The following is a 13,148-nucleotide window of genomic DNA, read 5'->3' on the forward strand; positions in this document are numbered from 1 at the left end:
GAAATGATTAATACAGGCTATTACGGCGACTTTGGCGGCATGTTTGTCCCAGAATTGCTGGTTCCGGCGCTCAAACAACTTGAGCAGGAATTTAACAAAGCACAAAACGATCCGGCTTTTCAGCAAGAGTTTTATCAGCTGCTGAATGAGTTTGCAGGTCGTCCGACTCCACTCACGCTGACCAGAAACCTGGTTAAAAACCCGAAAGTGAAACTTTACCTCAAGCGTGAAGATCTATTGCATGGTGGTGCCCACAAAACTAACCAAGTACTAGGTCAGGCGCTGCTCACAAAACGTATGGGTAAGTCGGAAGTTATCGCAGAAACCGGGGCAGGACAACATGGTGTTGCGACAGCACTGGCCTGTGCACTGCTGGGTCTGAAATGTCGCGTTTACATGGGCGCAAAAGACGTTGAGCGTCAACAACCGAATGTATTCCGCATGCGCCTGATGGGTGCCGAGGTCATTCCGGTTACTGCGGGGTCCGGTACACTTAAAGATGCCGTAAACGAAGCGATGCGTGACTGGTCTGCCAACTATAAAACGGCTCACTACCTGCTCGGTACGGCAGCAGGTCCGCACCCTTTCCCAACGCTGGTGCGTGAGTTCCAGAAAATGATTGGTGAAGAAGCCAAGCAACAGGTCCTTGAGGCAGAGGGTAAACTGCCGGATGTAGTAATGGCCTGTGTGGGCGGGGGCTCAAATGCCATTGGTATGTTCGCCGACTTTATTGACGAGGCAAATGTTAAATTGATTGGTATCGAACCTGCAGGTAAGGGTCTGGATACCGAAGAGCATGGTGCCGCATTGTGTAAAGGCACCAAAGGCATTTTGCATGGCGCTTACACTTACATAATGCAAAATCCGGATGGTCAGATTGAAGAATCTTACTCTGTGTCTGCAGGTCTGGACTATCCTGCGGTCGGCCCTCAACATGCCTACCTGCATGAAACCGGCCGCGCACAGTATGTTGCCGTTACCGATGATGAAGCGCTGGCGGCGTTCCAGTCATTGGCTAAACATGAAGGGATCATTCCAGCGCTGGAGTCGAGCCATGCTCTGGCTTATGCCCTGAAATATGCAGAAGCACAGGAGCAGGATACAGTGATTGTTGTAAATCTAAGCGGCCGCGGCGACAAAGACCTGGCCCATGTCCATCAGGTATTAGAAGCGCGAGGTGAGCTATGAGCCGTTACAATGACATGTTTGTACAGCTAAAGGACAAGCAACAAGGAGCCTTTGTGCCGTTTGTGACCATCGGCGACCCCGACAAAGAAACTAGTCTGGCGATCATTAAAAGCCTGATTGAAGGCGGCGCTGACGCTTTGGAATTAGGGATCCCATTTTCAGATCCCATTGCTGATGGTCCAGTGATCCAGGCTGCAAACATCCGTGCGCTGGAGCAAAACATCAACACAGAGGATTGTTTTGAGGTGATCAGTGCCATCAGAGCGCAATATCCCCATATTCCAATTGGGTTGTTATTGTACTCTAACTTGATTTTCGCACGAGGTCTGGAGAGTTTTTACCAGCAAGCCAAAGCCGCGGGGGTTGATTCCGTGTTGGTTGCCGATGTGCCACTGCATGAATCCAAACTGTTCCGCAGAGCGGCAGTAGCAGCCGGTATTGAACCAATTTTCATTGCAACGCCTAATGCCAGTGACGATACACTGCGTGAGTGCGCCAGTTATGGCAGAGGCTATACCTACCTGCTCTCTCGTGCCGGAGTCACAGGCACAGAAAGTCAGGTACAGATGCCCACGGATGAGATCATTACCAAGCTTACCGAATACCATGCCGCTCCGGCCTTGCTTGGTTTTGGGATCTCTACCCCGGAGCAGGTCAAAGCCGCATTGGACTCTGGTGCCGCAGGTGCTATCTCTGGTTCTGCGGTGGTCAAAATCATTGAGCAGCACCTGGATGACAAACCTGTTATGTATCAGGCGCTATGTGCGTTTGTGCGCGACATGAAAGCCGCGACCCAGCGTTAACACGTTATTTGTCAGCCAGCGCATCCTTGAATGCTTTGGCTGGCTTAAACAGCACTTTGTTTTGCCCTTCAATCATGATCTCTTCGCCGGTTCTCGGGTTTCTGCCCGGTTTAGCCGGATGATAACTTAAAGTAAAAGTGCCCATTCCATTGAGCTGGACCTGATCCCCTTCGGACAGACGTTTGGTGATAAGTTTCAACAGACTCCCCAGTGCCGCCTGAGTGTCTTTTTTGGTCAATTCGCTATGTGCCGCCATGGCAGCAACCAGTTCACTTTTATTCATCATGCAATCCGTCTTTATACAACAAAGCGAGGCAGGCTAAGGACTTCTGTCACAAATGTCAATCTTGAGCGGATTAAACGAAGTTTTCCTTGCCCTGCCATACCCGAGTTGAGCTGCCTTGACTATAGTTAGGCTAACGCTTTCAGACTTACCCAGAGGTCACATTGAACGCTAACCAATATCGCTGGTGCGAACTATTCTTGGTGTTTTTTCTGTTACCCGTTATTGCCTATGCATTTCGCCATCAACTCGCCAATTGGTTATTTCCGGCACTTATTATACTCACAGCTGTGTGTACATATTTGTTGTTGACCGATCCTCATTTCAAACGTTTTCGCCTCACCAGCCTCGGAACCTTCTCGACGGTTAAACGGCGATTGTTTTCAACATTTTTTATCGGGGCATTGTTTTCGGCTATGTTCTATGGTCTGGTCAACCAGGAGAGCTGGTTTGATATGCCACTCAATTCCACCGATGACTGGTTGATACTTTTGATAGCTTATCCAATTTTATCGGTTTTACCTCAGGAGCTTGTGTTTAGGAGCTACTTTTTCCACCGTTACAAACGCATTTTACCTCAGAAACCCACTCGGGTTGTACTCAGTGCTACTGTCTTCGCCCTGGCCCATTGTGTCTATGATAATTGGGTGGCAATAGCGCTGTCTTTTGCAGGTGGGTTATTGTTTGCTTATACCTATGCGCATAGTCGCTCTCTGGCAGTATGTGTGCTTGAGCACAGCCTCTGGGGCTTGTGGGTGTTTACACTGGGATTAGGTCATTACTTAGATTCTGGCGTTACTTTTTAGGACTCCCGGGCGCCGCGGTCATGCTGACGCCCGAGAGTAATTGTCGTGTCGGTAATTAGAAACCAAACAGACTGAAAGAGAAGAACTTAGTGGTCACTGTGTTGACAAAAATCAGCAACAGGATAACCGGAATAAAGGTTGACAGAGAAAAGTTCACGTACTTTTCCATTAAACTCCCTTTATAGTTTGGTGAGCCCTGTGCTAATTCTTCAGACAGATTGTGCTTTTTCCATCGATACATAACGAATAAACACACCAGTAAACCGTTGAATGGCAAAATGGTTTCGTAAAATACGTCAGAGATCAGTGCAAACATACTCTGGCTGGCCCCACCATAATTCACAAAATCAGTCAGCCACCCCACCATACCAAAAGACATAGTACACAACACTGTCAGACCACCGGTAGTCAATGCCAGCAGACCCAGTGCTTTCTTACGACTGATGTCTTTCTCTTCCATCAGCGCTGCAGTCGGTACTTCAATGATAGAAACCAGTGAGGTGATGGCAGCAAAGAAGACTAACAAAAAGAACACCGAAGCCACTGCTGAGGCTCCGAAATAGCCGATGTCAGATTGCAGTGCCAGAAGTAACTTGGGTAGATAAACGAAAATCATTGACACGGATGAGTCACTCAACTGGGCGGGATCCGTATCCGGGTTAAAACTAAAGATGGCTGGTAACACCATCAGACCCGCAATAAATGCAACCAGAGAGTCGGTGATCGCAACCATTTTGGAGCTACCGACAATGTCATCTTTCTTGGAGATATACGACGCGTATGTGATGAGGATACCCATCCCCAGCGACAGTGAAAAGAATGACTGAGATAAGGCGCCATTGAGCACACTGGCATTCATTTTGGAAAAGTCAGGCACCAGGTAGTAACGCACCCCTTCCATGGCATTGTCCAGTGTTAGTACATACATCACCAGACCCAGCAGCAATACAAAAAGGGCAGGCATCATAAACTTAGCTGCTTTTTCAATCCCTTCTTTTACACCACCAATCAGTATCAGATTAACAATAATGCCAACAAATACCATGTAGATGAACATAGAGTACTGGTTCACAAACGCATCAAAATGGCCCGGATTTGCCAATAGGTCAAGATTACCCATGACCGTCTGAACCAGGTAACCGAAAATCCATACCGTGATCACCATGTAGAACACTGCGATCATAAACGGTGTTAATACTGCAATCGCCCCCGCGAGTGACCACTTTTTATCACCTTGTGTCAGTGATTTGTATGAGCCATAAGGGTCTTTTTGTGCCTTTCGACCCATCGCCATCTCAGCCATCATCACTGGCAAACAAATAAAGATAACAAACAGGGCATAAGTTAGCAGAAAAGCACCGCCCCCATTTTTTGTTGCAGATACGGGAAACCCAACCAGGTTACCAATCCCTACTGCGGAACCTGCTGCGGCGAGAATAAATCCTAGCCGCGAGCTGAAGTGCTCACGATTTGCGCTCACAAGAAAAACCTTATTATTATTTTATAAGAATAGTCGAAGGACTCTACCAGCCATCCGCACGAAATTTCAAGTATAAACGTCTAATCCGTCGCGCTGAAGCGTAAACCTGGCGGCTTTACACCTGACAGATAGCTTATTGCCCAGCGCGACACCCGCGCCCGGAGCATTTACACAAAGGGGAGATTCGGTCTATGATAGGCCCAAATTACACAATAATTCTTTGCATCTTATGCTTTACATGATCTATTCAACTGATGTTGAAAACTCTTTACAGAAGCGTCTGGCTGCACGCCCAGCACATTTGGCAAGACTGGACGAGCTTGCACAGCAACAACGTCTATTTGCCGCAGGCCCTTTGCCCGCCATCGACAGCCCGGATCCAGGTGAAGCAGGTTTTACCGGATCGCTGGTCATCGCCGAGTTTGACTCCCTGACACAAGCCCAAGCCTGGGCAGCAGAAGATCCTTACATCGCGGCTGGCGTCTATGCGAACAGCGTAGTTAAGCCATACAAGAAAGTACTGCCTTAGCAAGTTCAGCATGGGTTAAGTCGATCACTTTTAGCCTGTGCCACAAGATGTTAAGCAACCCTAACCGTGGAGCTTATTAAATGCAGTTGCCAAGATGTTTTGCTACAGCGTTGATCTGTTGTTTACTGGGGATACACTCTGCGCAGGCCACCGAGAAGCAAGACACTATAAGCAAAAAACAAGCAGTTAAACTTGCAACCGACCAGTATGCGGGTAAAACCCTCAAAATCTCCAAGCAAGGAGATTACTACATTGTGCGAATTTTACGCGACGATGGTCGGATCATAGATTTAAAAGTTCACCAGGTTACGGGCGAAGTGAAGAAGGACTAAACAATGCGAATTCTTGTAATAGAAGATGATATACAACTGGCTGAGAACCTGCGTACCGCGCTGGAGAAAGAAAAATACAGTGTGGATCTATGCCACGACGGAGAAAATGGTCTTTTTCACTTAACTGAGTATCCACTGGATTTAGCCGTGGTCGATTTGGGTTTACCTAAGCTTGATGGCATTGAACTCATTCGACAGGCGCGGGCAAAAGACATTAAGTTACCCATCTTAATTTTAACCGCTCGGGATCGCTGGCAGGAGAAGGTCGAAGGGCTGGATGCCGGCGCCGATGACTATCTTACTAAGCCGTTCCACACAGAGGAGTTGATAGCTCGCTGTAACGCCTTGATCCGCAGAAGTGCCGGACAAGCTAACCCGGAGATTTGTATTGGCCCCGTCAAAATCCACACTCGCTCTCAGCAAGTTTGGGTAGAAGACCGCGAGCTGACACTGACAGCGTATGAGTACAAGGTACTTGAATACCTGATGGTCAACCCTCACAAGGTTATTTCTAAATCGGAACTGACTGAGCATATTTACGACCAGGATTTTGATTTGGACTCGAATGTCATTGAAGTCTTCGTGCTCAGGCTCAGAAAGAAACTGGACCCAGACGGCACACTGAACCCTGTCGAAACCCTCAGAGGGCGAGGTTATAGGTTTAAAAACCAGTGGTAAATCGCGCTCAAATCTCTCTAAAAATAAGACAAGGATTTATCCTTGTCTTTGTTTTAATCGTTGCCCTCCCCGCATTGTTTTTCTCGATAGGTCGTGCCTACTACGCTACTTTAGTAGACGCCACAGAAAAAACGTTGGAAGCCCATCTCTACTCTCTGATCTCCGAAGTTGATTTTGTAACAATGGAAATGCCAAATAGCATCTTGGCACCTGAGCTGAACCGATTGAACTCAGACACTTATGCACTCATTTATCAGCAAAACGCGCTGGTTTGGCACTCCGAATCTGCAATGAATTTAACCGTAACGCCGGACATTTCGCAAAGTAAAGCTGGGGCTGCTGAATTCGAACGGGTTGAATACAACCAGGAACTTTATTGGCAGCTGAGTATGACCGTCATTCTCGGCAATGCCAGCCACTCACAGCAAGCTAAGTTTATACTATTAAAGAAAAACTCGGCTTTGGTCGCACAAATGGCACAGTTTCGTAACACTCTGGTTAACTGGATGCTGGTAATGGGCGTCATGATAGCCGCACTCATGGCATTTGGTTTTATCTGGAGTGCTCGGCCACTGCAAAGACTGGACAGGGAGATCAAAGCGGTTGAAGCCGGTGAAATAGATAAGATCAGTGGCCTCTATCCGGTTGAGTTGAATACCATTAAGGCGGATCTCAATTTACTGCTGGACTCACAAAGACGCCAGAAAGAACGATACCGTGCCTCACTGAGCGATCTAGCGCATGCGCTCAAGACCCCACTGGCCGTGCTGAAATCTAGCCCGCTGGCGGAAAATGACGAAGCCCAGGAACAGCTTGACCGCATCAATGCCATGATTGAACACCAGTTAAAACGGGCTGCATCAGGCGCCTCAGATACCTGGAAAAAACAAACTCAGGTGCAGCCTGTGGTGAGTTCCATTCTAAACGCCATGACCAAGGTCTACCATGATAAGCAAATCAACTTTAGTTCTGAGTGCCCCTCAGAGGCGGCTTTTTTAGGTGATAAGACCGATCTAATGGAAATTTTAGGCAATTTGATCGACAATGCGTGTAAAGCCTGTAATTCACAGGTCGATATAGAAGTTAAATATAATCAAAGCAAAGGCGTTCGCTTCATCATTAGCGATGATGGCCCCGGAATACCTGAACAAAACAGAAAGACCCTGCTCCAACGTGGGACACGACTCGACACTTACGAAAGTGGCCATGGTGTGGGGATGGCCATTGTATCTGACCTCGTCTCTTCCTACCATGGAAGCATAGACATTGATTACAGCCAGCTGGGCGGTGCTCAGTTTACAATAGAATTTAGTTATGAACAGAACCAATAAAACACTGTGCTTTTTTACCCTGTTAACGCTCAGCGTGTCTGCTCAGGCAGCCAGACTAACCCTGCAACAGTGCGACCACCTCAATTCAGATCACCCTGAAAAAGCCAAGCGGTACCTGATGTGCCTGGATGGAAATATTGAGTTGCTTGAGCGTGAAAGGAAGACCTGGATAACCAAGTTGGTCATGGACACAGAAAATCTGCAAAAAGAAACTGGTAACTCTCAGCTGCTGCCAATCATTCAGCGTAGCTTTATAAATCAGGAGCGGTATATGGAAGATGCCTGCCGATGGCGCTATCTAAAACAGATGCCTAATGCGACTATGGCAGCTAAAGTCTATAAACGCTGTAAAATTGAGTTTATTAAACAGCATACACATGAGCTACAGGCAGATTTTCTGCTCCAGTAACCCATAATACCCGCGTGAAAACCTATATCTACCTGCTGCGGCTGATGGCAACCGGCTTACGCTTACTTTAAGGTTGCTTTTAAGTGGATTAAGGCGCCAGATAGCCTTAGCTATCTGGCATCATGTTGCTCTTCACCACCTAACATAGTCGCTAGCCAGCGACCATCCTCACTGTTCTCCAGGGCAATTTTAACGACCATAGTCAGTGGCACAGACAGTAACATGCCTACCGTACCAAGCAGCCATCCCCAGAAAATTAAAGACAGGAACACCACCAAAGTGCTGAGCCCAAGCCCTCTGCCCATAAAACGAGGCTCGATGATATTGCCCATAATGGTGTTAATACTGATATAGCCGGCAGCAACGATAGCGCTGATCATAGGGCTGTGGGTAACAAGTGCTAATAATACTGGAGGGACAGCGGCGATAATTGAGCCGATATTGGGGATGTAATTAAGCAAAAATGCAAAAACCCCCCACAAGATAAAGTAATCAATATCAAGCACCCACAAAAAACCCGCAGCAAGCACGCCCGTAGCCAGTGATACTAAGGTCTTAATTGCCAGATAGCTGTTAATAGAATCCAGAAAACGGTCAATCTGTTTCATTTTCATGTCCGGATCATCTAGCGCCAGGTGAACTTTAGTGCTGATCATCGGTGCTTCAAAGAGCATAAATACTACCGTCAGGAGGATCAGGAAAATATTTGCCATGACGCCACCAAAGCCAGTTAGCATATTGGTCGCTACATCAATCATTTTGCCCGGGTCGAACAGCGCAATCAGCTGTTGCTTATCCACTAAGATATTGTATTGAGCCGCCATATCGACAAACCAGATAAATTTGCTTCTCAGCGCTTCACGATATTGCGGTAGCTGGCTCGAAAAGTCATTGAGCGACTGGCCAACCAGGCCTGTCAGACTCATGCCCATCAGCATGACCAGCATAATAATCAGCACGATTGCCAGCCCCTTAGGGATCCGGTAATTTGCGAAAAACTTCAAAAGTGGATTGCAAATAATGGCAATAAAGGCTGCCAAAACAAAAGGGACAACAATTTCGTTGGCCAGTTTTATTCCGGCTAAAACAATGAACAATGACGCGATAACGACTAAGCTTTTAGTGATCCCAGACAATGAAGACACGACTTTTCCTTACATTAACTGTGCTAAACCGGCAATTAATACCGGTATATGACCCGGATATAAAGTATGTGCTCGATAATATCCAGGCACTCGGGAGCTTCATTGTAACGGAATTTAGCATCAAAGTACGCACAACGATTAAATTGATCGACAATACACTGCACTAAGTATAAGAGACTAAATTATTAAAAATGGGTTATACATGAATGTATTAATTACCGGTGCCACCGGGCTGATAGGATCTGAACTTTGCAAGTTCCTGGTCAACAAACATAAAATAATCGTCTTAACACGCAATGTGTCTGGGGCCAGGCGCAAGCTCGACAGCAAGATTGAACCCATTGATAACCTCGATCAGGTTAATTTCAATGAGCTGGATGTGGTGATAAACCTGGCAGGAGAGCCAATAGCAGACAAGCGCTGGACGGACAAACAAAAAGCTCGAATAGTAGACAGCCGAGTATTATTAACGCGAGAACTAAGCGCGCGTATCCGAGATTGCCAGACCCCGCCACATACCTTTATATCAGGCAGTGCCATAGGTTATTACGGCAGGCAAAGCGCAACCGTCAAAGTGGGCGAAGATTTCGACGAGCCTTATCAGGAGTTTAGTCATCAGCTGTGTAAGGAGTGGGAAGCACAGGCTCAGCATGCCGAGAGTGAAAATACGCGTGTCTGTATTGTCAGAACAGGCATTGTGTTGTCCAAACATGGTGGTGCCCTGAAGAAAATGTTGCCCGCCTTTAAATTTGGTATGGGCGGTCCGATGGCCAGTGGCGAACAGATGATGTCCTGGATCCATATCGACGACATGGTGCAGTTACTCTTATTCTTGCTCAAACACCAGGAACTGTCCGGTGTATTTAACGCCACAGCCCCAGCTCCCGTATCAAACAAAGAATTTGCTGAGCGCCTGGCGCTGACACTCAGGCGACCAGCCATGTTTACAATGCCTGAATTCGTGCTTAAAGCCATGTTTGGGGAAATGTCTGAACTGCTTATTTATGGCCAACGCGTGCTGCCACGGCGAGCGCTCAAAGCCAACTACCGCTTTCGCTATCCAAACCTTGAAGAAGCATTACAGCAACTTTTACACTAATATGCATGTCACTCTCCTCCTATTCGATTCGAGGAGCAAATTGGTATAACCGTGTTTACTACAAACAATAAAAAAGCGCCCCATGGCGCTTTTTACGTATTAGTCTTGTTATGCTGTCAGGACATTAATAAGTCTTTCCTGTTCAACATTATGAGTATCATTCACGACCTGTGACAGGTAGCAATTCAGGTAATATTCCAGTGACTGGGCACCGCCCTGTAACTTAGCTTCCAGTAATGCCACCTGCTCTGCCATCCTCGCTTGTTGTAAGCTCGCAGGAGAGTCGTTATTCGTCATCACTTCAAGTCGCAGTAATAACTGTTCAGCAGATAGTCCAGAATCATTTCCGGTCAACCAACTGCTAGGCGGGGTCTCGCCTGCACGAACAGCCTCAACCAACTCGTTGAATTTTTCACGGCTCTGCGCTGAGAAAAGCTCATTCAATTTTGCCTCAGTCTGCTCTAGCAACTGCTGCTTGGTTTTTCTCAGCGATGCAAGCACCTCAGTGCTGAGCACAGCTTCTTTGACCGACAGTAGCTCTGACTGGGTTTTCGCATCAATCATTTGGCTATCCAATTCAGCCAACAACTGACGTTGCTGTGCTTCCTGCGCCTGAGCCTGTTCGCGTTCGGCGTTTTTCTGCTCCTGACGTTTGCTAAATACCGCATCGTTGTACTTTCTGAATTCCTGCCACAATGTGTGTTCCTGCTTAGTGCCAGCAAAGCCAATTTCTTGCCAGCGCTTTTGCAGGGTTTTCAACGTATCGCAGGCCTGTCCAACATCTTCAAGCTCCAGCTGTTCTTGTGCCTCTGCCACCAACTTTTGCTTCAGTTGTGCATTTGCCTGATGACGGGCTTTTAATCGCTCGTTGACCTGAGTATAAGCATCACGATAACGCTTATTCAGTGCTTGATAGGTTGCCGCATCCAGACTACCTGCACCGCGCCATTGCTTGTTGACCCGATTGAACACACTTTCAACCTGACGCCAGTCTGCTTCCGGCTGTTGTGTCAAAGGAATGAGCGCAGCCATTTGTCCGACAAGCTCTTCACGCTGTTCAATCACCTTTTTGCGTAGTTCATCTTGCTCAGCAAAATAAGCACGACACGGAGCGAATAACAACTCAATTTTCTCATCAAACTGAGCTGCCTGCGCTTTCTCCTCGTCGCTTTCAACGCGCCCCAGTTCGTTCCAGCGCACTCGTAGTAATTTAACTTGTGCTGCGCGGGCTTTAGGATCGACTTCCTGCTCGGTCAGCAGCTCGTCAAGCTGTTGCAACAGCTCGGTGCGCTTTGGCTGTGACGCATACTTTTGCCAGTCTTTCAGTTCCTGTAGCGCCTCACTCAATGTTGTGAACTGTTTTGCCAGTTGCTGTTTAAACCCTTCACTCAGCTGCTCATAGCTTTCCATAAAGCCATTAAACACACCAAACGCAACATTAAAGCGGCCCTGGTCAAGCAATCTTTGCACATCACGCGCTTTTTTGCGTGCTTCTTTGAGGTGCTTTTCCTGCATATCAACCAGAGGTTTCATAGTCTGGTTAAACCGAGTGCTGGTTTCCTTAAGTTGTTCTGAAGCTTGCTTTTTCAAAGCCGCAGGTAACTGACGAAGCTGTGATTGAGCATGCTGATAAGCCTGCTTTTGAGCTGCCAACACACTATCAAACTGCGCCATTTCTTCGCTTGGTGCAACCTCGTTAAGTGCACCCAGGGCCTTATCGAACTGCTCCTTTGCGCTTACCAGTTCAGGTAAGCTCTCCAGCTGCTTGGCACTCCCCCGAACCTTATCAAGCAGTGCCTTCAGTGCAGGCTCCGCATGGTAGTCGGACGCTTCGATATCACTTTTAAGCTGGTTCAGCTGTGTTTGCAATGTACTCTGAGCGGTTAAGTCAAGGGCTGCAACTGCATCAGAAAGGGCATGTTCAAGCGCTTCATATCCAGCTTCAAATGCATTTATTGCTGTCGCTTTCGCCTGGGCCTGTTCAGCTTGCAGCTGAGCCTGCTCAAACGCATACTGTAAGGTCTCACGATGTTTGTTTAGCTTTACTGAGATAGATTCAAACTTTGCCTGATTGGCCTGCTGCACTTCTTCGCTAAGCCACTGGATTTCAAGCGCCTGCCATTGTGCTGTCAATGCATCGGCCTGATTGGCAACCACCTGATAATCCTGTTTGTCACGTAGTGCGTTGAGTTTGGCCAAAACCAGCTTAGCCTCCTGAGTCACTTGTTCTGGCATAATCTGGCTCAGTCGTTGCTGTTCCAGAGTTTGTTCAAGTGAGGTCAGCGCCTCGCCAGATGCAGCTTTAAGTACAGCCTTTTCCAGCTGGTACTGAGCGATCAGCGGGAGTAACTGAACTTGTAATGGTTCACCACCCTCTTTAAATGCTTTTTCAATCAACTTTGCATTGGCAAGACGCTTGAGGAGTTTTGCTTTTTGCTCATTGGCAACATCACTAAAGACGACTTTTTCCAGTGTTTTTGCCGGAGCATAACGGTCAATATACTCGTTGCGGATCTCCTGACTCAGGGATTTTGAACCAGACAACACAGCTTGAGAAATGTGCTGCTCTGCCAGCTCTTTTAATTCCTGGTCCTGCTTATACACCTTCCACCACAAACTCAGGTCATTCATTTTATCCAGGACCTTTTTCCTGAGCTGACTTGAATCGTCTTCCAACGCGAGTGTTTGTAACACCTCGGCGTCTTTACTTGTGTCCAGTTTGTCCACAGCGGCTAATCGCACCTGTGTTTTCGGGTGCTTCCATTTAGGGGTAAAAAGGTTTTTAAAGATCATTTTCGCTAAACCTGGCTATTTCATTTTCTGCTTTAAATTCTTGTTGCAACTCACGCTTGGATTTCTGAACCATCTCACCTTGCTCATTGATGGTGAACTGCTCTGTGCTTTTGGCTACCTTTGCCTGATATAACATGACCAGCTGAACGGTTTGTTCTTTTTGCGCATCACTGAGCTCGGTACCATCCGGCCAGCGTCCGGTAGCGGCGCCATACTGCAAGCGCTCATAAAGTTCCGGCGTTATATTTTTAACTAAACTGTCTATATTCATG

At 47.3% G+C, this 13,148-nt stretch carries 14 protein-coding genes; 9 read left to right on the forward strand and 5 right to left on the reverse strand.

What is annotated here, in order from left to right; translation table 11 throughout:
- The first annotated feature begins 3 nt into the window (after positions 1 to 3).
- Together trpB and trpA are read left to right on the forward strand one after the other, a co-directional pair.
- Entirely contained in the window at positions 4 to 1,188 is a 1,185-nt protein-coding gene (gene trpB / locus CWB98_RS04410) for a tryptophan synthase subunit beta (RefSeq protein ID WP_138543760.1), read from the forward strand.
- Positions 1,185 to 1,991, forward strand: a complete 807-nt coding sequence (gene trpA, locus CWB98_RS04415; protein ID WP_138543761.1) for a tryptophan synthase subunit alpha — start codon at positions 1,185 to 1,187, stop codon at positions 1,989 to 1,991. The genes trpB and trpA overlap by 4 nt, the downstream gene beginning before the upstream one ends.
- 4 nt (positions 1,992 to 1,995) lie before the next feature.
- On the opposite strand, the gene CWB98_RS04420 is transcribed toward trpA, so the two are convergent.
- On the reverse strand, positions 1,996 to 2,274 hold the full coding sequence (locus CWB98_RS04420) for an HU family DNA-binding protein (protein ID WP_138543859.1): 279 nt from the start codon (positions 2,272 to 2,274) through the stop codon (positions 1,996 to 1,998).
- A 164-nt stretch (positions 2,275 to 2,438) separates the two neighbouring features.
- Between CWB98_RS04420 and CWB98_RS04425 the strand changes: the two genes are divergently transcribed.
- Positions 2,439 to 3,080: a CPBP family intramembrane glutamic endopeptidase gene (locus tag CWB98_RS04425; RefSeq protein WP_138543762.1), complete on the forward strand. Its 642-nt coding sequence runs from the start codon at positions 2,439 to 2,441 to the stop codon at positions 3,078 to 3,080.
- Positions 3,081 to 3,135: 55 nt separating this feature from the next.
- Here CWB98_RS04425 and CWB98_RS04430 read toward each other — a convergent pair whose 3' ends face one another.
- Positions 3,136 to 4,560, reverse strand: a complete 1,425-nt coding sequence (locus CWB98_RS04430; RefSeq protein WP_138543763.1) for a sodium-dependent transporter — start codon at positions 4,558 to 4,560, stop codon at positions 3,136 to 3,138.
- A gap of 229 nt (positions 4,561 to 4,789) precedes the next feature.
- Here CWB98_RS04430 and CWB98_RS04435 point away from each other — a divergent pair, with 229 nt between their 5' ends.
- From CWB98_RS04435 to CWB98_RS04455, 5 genes are all read left to right on the forward strand, one after another.
- Entirely contained in the window at positions 4,790 to 5,089 is a 300-nt protein-coding gene (locus CWB98_RS04435) for a YciI family protein (RefSeq protein ID WP_138543764.1), read from the forward strand.
- 80 nt (positions 5,090 to 5,169) lie between these two features.
- Positions 5,170 to 5,421: a PepSY domain-containing protein gene (locus CWB98_RS04440; protein ID WP_138543765.1), complete on the forward strand. Its 252-nt coding sequence runs from the start codon at positions 5,170 to 5,172 to the stop codon at positions 5,419 to 5,421.
- 3 nt (positions 5,422 to 5,424) lie between these two features.
- On the forward strand, positions 5,425 to 6,099 hold the full coding sequence (locus CWB98_RS04445) for a response regulator transcription factor (protein ID WP_054013883.1): 675 nt from the start codon (positions 5,425 to 5,427) through the stop codon (positions 6,097 to 6,099).
- On the forward strand, positions 6,093 to 7,430 hold the full coding sequence (locus CWB98_RS04450; RefSeq protein WP_138543766.1) for an ATP-binding protein: 1,338 nt from the start codon (positions 6,093 to 6,095) through the stop codon (positions 7,428 to 7,430). The genes CWB98_RS04445 and CWB98_RS04450 overlap by 7 nt, the downstream gene beginning before the upstream one ends.
- Complete coding sequence (locus CWB98_RS04455) at positions 7,414 to 7,839, forward strand: hypothetical protein (protein ID WP_054013885.1); 426 nt, start codon at positions 7,414 to 7,416, stop codon at positions 7,837 to 7,839. The genes CWB98_RS04450 and CWB98_RS04455 overlap by 17 nt, the downstream gene beginning before the upstream one ends.
- A gap of 110 nt (positions 7,840 to 7,949) precedes the next feature.
- Here CWB98_RS04455 and CWB98_RS04460 read toward each other — a convergent pair whose 3' ends face one another.
- The gene (locus CWB98_RS04460) at positions 7,950 to 8,984 is read right to left on the reverse strand and encodes an AI-2E family transporter (protein WP_138543767.1); all 1,035 of its coding nucleotides are present in this window, start codon (positions 8,982 to 8,984) and stop codon (positions 7,950 to 7,952) included.
- A gap of 202 nt (positions 8,985 to 9,186) precedes the next feature.
- On the opposite strand from CWB98_RS04460, the gene CWB98_RS04465 reads away from it, so the two are divergent.
- Positions 9,187 to 10,083: a TIGR01777 family oxidoreductase gene (locus CWB98_RS04465; protein WP_138543768.1), complete on the forward strand. Its 897-nt coding sequence runs from the start codon at positions 9,187 to 9,189 to the stop codon at positions 10,081 to 10,083.
- Between the two features lie 108 nt (positions 10,084 to 10,191).
- Here the strand turns inward: CWB98_RS04465 and CWB98_RS04470 are convergent, their stop codons facing one another.
- On the reverse strand, positions 10,192 to 12,876 hold the full coding sequence (locus tag CWB98_RS04470) for a DUF349 domain-containing protein (protein ID WP_138543769.1): 2,685 nt from the start codon (positions 12,874 to 12,876) through the stop codon (positions 10,192 to 10,194).
- Positions 12,866 to 13,147 (reverse strand): YeaC family protein, encoded by a 282-nt coding sequence (locus CWB98_RS04475; RefSeq protein WP_054013889.1) that lies wholly within the window; start codon positions 13,145 to 13,147, stop codon positions 12,866 to 12,868. The genes CWB98_RS04470 and CWB98_RS04475 overlap by 11 nt, the downstream gene beginning before the upstream one ends.
- Position 13,148 lies beyond the last annotated feature (1 nt).

Source organism: Pseudoalteromonas rubra (assembly GCF_005887115.1).
In the GTDB taxonomy this organism is placed as follows: domain Bacteria; phylum Pseudomonadota; class Gammaproteobacteria; order Enterobacterales; family Alteromonadaceae; genus Pseudoalteromonas; species Pseudoalteromonas rubra_F.

What these genes read in the sequence shown, in the direction of transcription:
- trpB (WP_138543760.1), top strand. Translation starts at nt 4, where the DNA reads ATGATTAATACAGGCTATTACGGCGACTTTGGCGGCATGTTTGTCCCA.
- trpA (WP_138543761.1), top strand. Translation starts at nt 1,185, where the DNA reads ATGAGCCGTTACAATGACATGTTTGTACAGCTAAAGGACAAGCAACAA.
- CWB98_RS04420 (WP_138543859.1), bottom strand. Translation starts at nt 2,274, where the DNA reads ATGAATAAAAGTGAACTGGTTGCTGCCATGGCGGCACATAGCGAATTG.
- CWB98_RS04435 (WP_138543764.1), top strand. Translation starts at nt 4,790, where the DNA reads ATGCTTTACATGATCTATTCAACTGATGTTGAAAACTCTTTACAGAAG.
- CWB98_RS04440 (WP_138543765.1), top strand. Translation starts at nt 5,170, where the DNA reads ATGCAGTTGCCAAGATGTTTTGCTACAGCGTTGATCTGTTGTTTACTG.
- CWB98_RS04445 (WP_054013883.1), top strand. Translation starts at nt 5,425, where the DNA reads ATGCGAATTCTTGTAATAGAAGATGATATACAACTGGCTGAGAACCTG.
- CWB98_RS04455 (WP_054013885.1), top strand. Translation starts at nt 7,414, where the DNA reads ATGAACAGAACCAATAAAACACTGTGCTTTTTTACCCTGTTAACGCTC.
- CWB98_RS04465 (WP_138543768.1), top strand. Translation starts at nt 9,187, where the DNA reads ATGAATGTATTAATTACCGGTGCCACCGGGCTGATAGGATCTGAACTT.
- CWB98_RS04470 (WP_138543769.1), bottom strand. Translation starts at nt 12,876, where the DNA reads ATGATCTTTAAAAACCTTTTTACCCCTAAATGGAAGCACCCGAAAACA.
- CWB98_RS04475 (WP_054013889.1), bottom strand. Translation starts at nt 13,147, where the DNA reads ATGAATATAGACAGTTTAGTTAAAAATATAACGCCGGAACTTTATGAG.